This is a genomic window from Actinoalloteichus spitiensis RMV-1378, from assembly GCF_000239155.1.
GTDB classification, from domain to species: Bacteria; Actinomycetota; Actinomycetes; order Mycobacteriales; family Pseudonocardiaceae; genus Actinoalloteichus_B; species Actinoalloteichus_B spitiensis.
Genome location: NZ_AGVX02000813.1, coordinates 1 through 5858, shown reverse-complemented (window position 1 = coordinate 5858; position 5858 = coordinate 1). Strand labels below are relative to the sequence as shown.

The 5858-nt window shown below is 66.6% G+C and carries 12 protein-coding genes; 5 read left to right on the top strand and 7 right to left on the bottom strand.

Annotation, left to right across the window (positions count from 1 at the left end):
• Positions 1-149 precede the first annotated feature (149 nt).
• Together ACTIDRAF_RS0225610 and ACTIDRAF_RS0225605 are read right to left on the bottom strand one after the other, a co-directional pair.
• The gene (locus tag ACTIDRAF_RS0225610; protein ID WP_157163282.1) at positions 150-590 is read right to left on the bottom strand and encodes a hypothetical protein; all 441 of its coding nucleotides are present in this window, start codon (positions 588-590) and stop codon (positions 150-152) included.
• A 29-nt stretch (positions 591-619) separates the two neighbouring features.
• The gene (locus ACTIDRAF_RS0225605; RefSeq protein ID WP_016701497.1) at positions 620-805 is read right to left on the bottom strand and encodes a hypothetical protein; all 186 of its coding nucleotides are present in this window, start codon (positions 803-805) and stop codon (positions 620-622) included.
• Between the two features lie 312 nt (positions 806-1117).
• Between ACTIDRAF_RS0225605 and ACTIDRAF_RS0225600 the strand changes: the two genes are divergently transcribed.
• Positions 1118-1951, top strand: coding sequence for a helix-turn-helix domain-containing protein (locus ACTIDRAF_RS0225600; RefSeq protein ID WP_083886721.1), 834 nt, complete (start codon positions 1118-1120; stop codon positions 1949-1951).
• 7 nt (positions 1952-1958) lie between these two features.
• The gene (locus ACTIDRAF_RS0225595; protein WP_016701495.1) at positions 1959-2141 is read left to right on the top strand and encodes a DUF397 domain-containing protein; all 183 of its coding nucleotides are present in this window, start codon (positions 1959-1961) and stop codon (positions 2139-2141) included.
• Positions 2142-2201: 60 nt separating this feature from the next.
• Here ACTIDRAF_RS0225595 and ACTIDRAF_RS0225590 read toward each other — a convergent pair whose 3' ends face one another.
• The gene (locus ACTIDRAF_RS0225590; protein ID WP_016701494.1) at positions 2202-2516 is read right to left on the bottom strand and encodes a hypothetical protein; all 315 of its coding nucleotides are present in this window, start codon (positions 2514-2516) and stop codon (positions 2202-2204) included.
• A gap of 453 nt (positions 2517-2969) precedes the next feature.
• Here ACTIDRAF_RS0225590 and ACTIDRAF_RS0225585 point away from each other — a divergent pair, with 453 nt between their 5' ends.
• Positions 2970-3152: a DUF397 domain-containing protein gene (locus tag ACTIDRAF_RS0225585; RefSeq protein WP_016701493.1), complete on the top strand. Its 183-nt coding sequence runs from the start codon at positions 2970-2972 to the stop codon at positions 3150-3152.
• A gap of 136 nt (positions 3153-3288) precedes the next feature.
• On the opposite strand, the gene ACTIDRAF_RS0225580 is transcribed toward ACTIDRAF_RS0225585, so the two are convergent.
• The 3 genes from ACTIDRAF_RS0225580 to ACTIDRAF_RS34145 are packed head-to-tail and all read right to left on the bottom strand — an operon-like array spanning position 3289 to position 4330.
• Entirely contained in the window at positions 3289-3645 is a 357-nt protein-coding gene (locus ACTIDRAF_RS0225580) for a Rossmann-fold NAD(P)-binding domain-containing protein (RefSeq protein ID WP_016701492.1), read from the bottom strand.
• On the bottom strand, positions 3642-3875 hold the full coding sequence (locus ACTIDRAF_RS0225575) for a hypothetical protein (protein WP_016701491.1): 234 nt from the start codon (positions 3873-3875) through the stop codon (positions 3642-3644). Before ACTIDRAF_RS0225575 ends, ACTIDRAF_RS0225580 begins: the two co-directional genes overlap by 4 nt.
• Positions 3875-4330 carry a hypothetical protein gene (locus ACTIDRAF_RS34145; RefSeq protein WP_157163281.1) on the bottom strand — a complete coding sequence of 152 codons (456 nt, stop codon included), beginning with the start codon at positions 4328-4330 and terminating at the stop codon, positions 3875-3877. Before ACTIDRAF_RS34145 ends, ACTIDRAF_RS0225575 begins: the two co-directional genes overlap by 1 nt.
• A 465-nt stretch (positions 4331-4795) precedes the next feature.
• Here ACTIDRAF_RS34145 and ACTIDRAF_RS33265 point away from each other — a divergent pair, with 465 nt between their 5' ends.
• Positions 4796-4933, top strand: coding sequence for a TetR family transcriptional regulator C-terminal domain-containing protein (locus ACTIDRAF_RS33265; protein ID WP_016701488.1), 138 nt, complete (start codon positions 4796-4798; stop codon positions 4931-4933).
• 131 nt (positions 4934-5064) lie between these two features.
• The gene (locus tag ACTIDRAF_RS35440) at positions 5065-5199 is read left to right on the top strand and encodes a hypothetical protein (RefSeq protein WP_280956895.1); all 135 of its coding nucleotides are present in this window, start codon (positions 5065-5067) and stop codon (positions 5197-5199) included.
• A 289-nt stretch (positions 5200-5488) separates the two neighbouring features.
• Here ACTIDRAF_RS35440 and ACTIDRAF_RS31410 read toward each other — a convergent pair.
• On the bottom strand, positions 5489-5858 hold a 370-nt coding region (locus ACTIDRAF_RS31410), incomplete at its 5' end, for a hypothetical protein (RefSeq protein ID WP_039789769.1).

The window sequence follows — 5858 nt, the reverse complement described above, 5'->3', positions numbered from 1 at the left end:
GTCGGCGACGATCTCCAGCACGGCCGCGCCGGCCACGGTCAGCCCGTGCACCCGGCAGGCCGTGGCGGTGAGCACCGCGACAGGCGCAGACCGGTCGAGGCGTCCCGCGAGGACGGCGTGGGTGAGCCGGGTGGCGGGCGCGTAGGGGCTCACCACGATTCCCCCTCCCTGTTGTGGGGGAGCCAGCAGGCCAGGCAGAACTCCACCCCGGGGGTGAGCAGGCTGAGGAGTTCGGTATCGGCTGCTGGTGCCCGGATGCCGCATTCCGTCCACACGTCGACGTCGGTGCGTTCCCGCGTCAGGTGAGCCGCCGTGTATCCGGGCACGACCAGCGCCGCGAACAGGTCAGGTTTCATGATCTGCGCACAGTGCCCGCAGGGCTGGTACGGGATCTCGTCTGGTCGTTCCTCGTGGCCCACGACGACCGCGTGTCCGCAGACGGTGTGGACGGTGGTACCGGTGAGGTGTTCGCCGTAGGTGCCGATTACCAGGTGCCGCCACCACAACCAGCCGGCAGGTGGTCGCGCGTCGATCCGCCAGACCGGTGGCGGACTCCCCGGCCCCACGAATCGGTGTACATGTCCATTCATTGAGCGTCCCCCGACAACGGTCAACAGGATCAGGCGGTCAGGGCCGCCAGGATGGCCAGAACCGTGACCGCGGCCAGCAGGGCCAGGGCGACCACGCGCGCCACCGTGGCGATACGCCGACGGCGCCGACGCCGTCGCTGCGCCTCGAAGGCACGCACCGCCAGCAGGTCGCGTGCTCGCGCGGTGTCAGCGAGGTCCCCGCCGTGACCGGTCACCGGGTACCCCCACCCGTCAGCGAGCGGAAGCTTCGCGTCGCGGGGTCGTACTCGACAGCTCGGTGCTTGTCAGGCTCCGGTGGCAAGCCTCGTTCCGCGAGCCACGCCGCCCCCCGCGACAACAGGGCTACGCCCATCCCCGACACGACCAGCCAGACCAACGCCCACATAGCGGCCCCTTCTGCCGTTTGGCTGCTGTACCTGATACAGCGCCAATGTTTGGGACAGCGTCTCCGTAACGAGTACACTGCGTCTAGTGCCCAAACAGGTGAACCGTAACTGGTACGGAGCCCGATCTACTAGGCTGCTGCTATGTCACGGACACTGCGAACACCCGTCGCGCGGGCGCTGGGAGCAGCCATCGGCCGAGCGCGGACGGCGGCAGGCATCGGCGTTCGTGAGTTCGCGCGCCGCGCGGGGAAGAACGGGGCGTGGGTGAACCGCCTCGAACGCGGTGAGGTCGAGTTCTCGGAAGAGATCCTGAACGAGATCGCGGACCTCCTGGAAGTCTCCCTTGATGTCAAGAGGCGGTGGCTTGACCGTTTCGCTGACTTGCGCGTCAGCCCGTGGACTCCCAGTGCGGCGATCGATGACGAGCTGTCCGCGTTGATCTCGTACGAGGTCGAGGCCGACCACATCGTCGACGTCAGTTCGCATATACCCGGCCTGCTGCAAACCCGCGACTACGCCACGGCAGTCATCACCGCCGACGACGAAGCAACGAACATTGGCGATCTGCTCTACACCCGAGCTGGTCGGCAAGGTGTGCTCACCGGCCGGCGCGCTCCCCAGTACACCGCCTTTTTGGATGAAGCGGCGTTCGCGCGACCCGCCGGCTCACGTGAAGTGATGTTTGATCAAATCCGGTACATGCTTCGCATGGCTGAGGAGCCAAACATCACCATTCGGGTGATCCCGTTTGACGCGGGTTACTACATGGGGTTGATCAGCGCATTCATGCTCCTAACCTTTCCGGACGAGACACCGCCGCTGGTCTACATGGAGAACCTGCGTACGGCGTCGTGGCTCGACCGGGAACGCGACACGGAGATATTCGTTCGAGCAGTCGATAAGCTGGACGCTTTGGCGCACGACGTCTCGGACACCAAAAACTTCCTGGTTGGTTACCAGGCGAAGTATGAGTAGGAGTACTATGGAGATCCAGACTTGGCGCAAGTCAAGCTACAGTGGTAACAGTGCGCAGTGCGTTGAAGTCGGTCGCGCCGCCAACCTCGCGGCCGTACGCGACACCAAGAACCGTGACGGCGGAATGCTGGTCGTCGACCGTGACACGTTCGCGGCCTTCCTCTCGGCAGTGAAGTCCGGCCGCCTGTAACCAGTAGCCAACGAGCCCTCGAACAGCGTCACACCTGGTCGGGGGCTCGTTCCACGTCGTTCACGAGAACCACGCGATGTCGCCGAAGTCGACTTCTCGGCCGCTCTCCTCGTACTCCCGTGTCTCGCGTTCAATACGCGCCGCTGATTCCTCCGGTGTGCTATCCCAAGCCGCGAAGCCGTCTTCGCGGAGGTCGCCGGCGGTGATCTTGCCCTCGCGAACGAGTTGGGCCGCTATACGACCCGCCCGACTGATCAGATTCTTGTACTCCTTCCCTCCGAAGTGAACCATGATCCCGATGACGTCTGTCATCATGACGTAGTCATACCGGGTGAGATCGCACACGGACTCACGGACCTCGTGGTCAATATCCATCAATATCAATCTTTCGTTGCAACGTGTACTTTGAACACGTTCTGATCTGCATCTCGAACGTCGAGAGTGGGTTCATCCTTCGTTGTTGCCGAGGTGTATCGATACCCAATCCTAGTACCGTCCGAGTCTATGGTCATAATCCCGTTGTACCCGGGAACATCGATCCTGCGAGCCCCCCGGGAGAGGGAATCGAATATGTCACGCACTTCCTTGGCGCTATCGACTTCGCGCACCACCGTGCGTCGTCCTCGCGGGGAAAGCCGCCCGATCGCCTCGCCTTCGTTCCTCGCGTACTCGCTCGCGGTCTTCCCTCGCCACGTTCCCACCGTCGGCGGCGCGGCCAGTGGTCGCCGGGCGGGCCAGCCCGGGGGCACCTGCATCGGTTCGTTGAGACCGAGTTGCGCCTCCGCCTGGAGGGGGACTGTGCGCCGGCACCCGCGTATGAGGAGAGTCATGGACATCAAATCGTGGCGTAAGTCGAGTCGGAGCGGCGACAGCGGGCAGCGCATTGCGGTCGGTCGCGCCGTCGACCTCGCGGCTGCCCGCGACACCAGGAACCGTGACGGCGGGATGCTGGTCGTCGACCGTGGTACGTTCGCGGCCTTCCTCGCGGCAGTGAAGTCCGGCCACCTGTAGCCAGTGGTCAACGAGCCCCCCGGCCAGCACACCAGATCGGGGGCTCGTTCTCCCAGCTCATGCGAACCACGCGATATCGCCGACGTCGACTTCGCGCCGTTCTCCTCGTACTCCCGTGTCTCAAGGATCGCCGTGATCAGACTTCAGGCTGCCGTTCCGAGCTTTGCGGAGCAACGAGCCACACCACTTCTCCGGGCAGTGGAAGTCTTTTCTCCCGTGCGATCCTGAGCGTCTCACGCTCGATTCGCTCAGCGGAATCGCCGGGGCTGGAACTCCACGGCGCGAAGTCGTCGCCATCGAGTTCGGCGGGAATCAGGAGCTCCGTGCGCACCAGGTGAGCCGCGAGTTTTCCCGCTTCCTCCACCGTTGCCATTCCCGGAGTTCCATATTCGATCAGCGCAGCGATGACATCGCGCAAAGTCGCGCCATCGGACTCCGCCTGCTCCCATATGTACTCGAGAACATCGTGACTCACGCCGTCAGCGTCGATCACGGGGCCTCCTTCGCCACATGGACCTTGACCACTTTTCCTCCATCGCCCGGCCAGATCTCCAACGTTGGTTCGCCCGGCGTCGTCCGCGCCGTCTTCCTGATCCCCATCAAGGTCCCGTCGGAAAACGAGGTCAGGCGGCCGTTGAACGTGGAAGATTCCACTGTGTGTCCGCCGACGCGCAGAGCATCCCAAAGCTCCCTCACCCGCTGCCCCGACTCGACCTCACGCACTATAGCCTTCCTTCCTCGTGGCGAGCGTCTGCCGATCCCTTCCCCCTCGCGTACTCGCTCGCGGTCTTCCCTCGCCACGTTCCCACCGTCGGCGGCGCGGCCAGTGGCGCCGCGTCCGTAGAAGCGGTCGGCGCGGCCGGTGGTACTACGGACGTAGGGCTGGGCGGGGGTGTTACCGGCCCTGAGTGGTTTCCGCCTGCGATGGTGTCGAGGTAGTGGCGGATCAGGTCTGCGGACCGGCCGAACGCGGCGTACGCCTGCTTCAGTGGCTGGGCCGCGTCGGCGGCGGCCTTCACCGTCCACACCACGTCGTGGTGCGCTGAAGCTAAGAGGAGTTGGGCCGAGAGTTGGCAGCCCCGTTCCGCCCTGTCGAGCGCCGCGACCAGGTCGCGTTGGGCTTCCTCGATTTCCAGGAGGGCCGTGCGTGCCTGGGCGACGACGTTGGCGACGGACACTGAGCACCCCCACAAAGCGATCGCGGACAGTGATGGACCGTAGCAACGGGTGATGGCCTGGGGGGTGCGAACGGCCTCCTTCGGTGTGGGGGAGGACAGTTCGAGGGGCAGCACGGTGACGAGCAAGCGCGGGAACCGCGCGAACCCGCCAGCGGAACCTGGCTTACCTCATGCCGTTGGACCAGGCGGTTTGGCGCTCCACGAGCGCACTGGAGATGAGCCTCCAGATTCCGTCGACGACAAGGGGGTGGTCCACGTCGAGGTGCCCATCGGGTTGCTCGCTCTCGTCGGGGCGCGTCGGTGGATGTCCGAGTCGCGGTCCTCCGCGGTGCGAAGCGGCGAAGGAGGACGTGGAGGTCGAGCTGACCGCCACCGGGTACACCGTCCCCGCCGAGCACCGCCTGCGGGTCGCGGTGTCCACCGCCCGAGGGGGAGTTCGGCTGCCCGGACCCGGAGGAGTCCGCCGTGCACCTGGTGGCGTTGATCGACGGTCTCGCGCTCCAGCGGTTGCGGCAGGCGCCGCCGTTGACCGCTGAGCAGGCCCGGCGGCACCTGCACCGGTTCGTCGAGACCGAGCTGCGCCTCCGGCCCACGGGGAACTGAGCGCGGGCCCCGGCAGGCTTCTGGCGAGTGCGTGCGTGCGACACCCAGGCGCGCGGTGAACCCCACAGGATGGGCCAGCGGATCGACCACCGCGTTCCCTTGCGGGACGGCGGCCGGGACGTACCGTCGCCGTGACCCGACCAACCCGTCCCCGGCCGGTGAACATCTCTCGGCGGGTTCGGGCGCTGGTGGTCGCGGCGACCGTGGCGCCCGCCCGGGACGTGCTCCTGGCGGCACGGTGGTTCGTGGACGGGGAGGCAGTATGACCGCGCTCGCCGGTTCCCTTCCCCGACCGCTCTCTGACGACGTCCTCGACCGGCGGATCCGCGCCCACCAGCAGCACGCGGACAGCGTGGTCACCCTGTACCGGCGCCCGCGCCCGCCCGACGATGAGAAGGTGGCCGCGCTGGTGACGATGCACCGACGTGGATGTGTCCGATGGGCGCGCGGCATCCAGGTGCGACGGTGCGACGGACGAAGTCCGGCCGGGACCGACTGGGCGCATGGAGGAATCCCCGTATCCAGTATCAACTGGATACGGGGATTCCTCCTGCTCTATTCCTGGAACTCGAAGTAATCCAGGATGATCATCAGCAGCGGTGTCAGCCGGCCCACCAGCGCACGCCCTCCTTCGGTGAGCTGGTGGCGCCGCAGCACTGGCGCCCCGGGGGCAGGGCTGGCGCGGGCCACGCCCCGCAGCAGCAGGTGGCGACGCTGGAGGTGCTTGCGGACCGCTTCCCACGCCGGGTGGGACAGCCCCACCTGGTGGCATACCGCGCTGGCCGTGGTGGGGCCGTCGGCGACGATCTCCAGCACGGCCGCGCCGGCCACGGTCAGGTCGTGCACCCGGCAGGCGGTGGCGGTGAGCACCGCGACCGGGGCCGACCGGTCGAGGCGTCCCGCGAGGACGGCGTGGGTGAGCCGG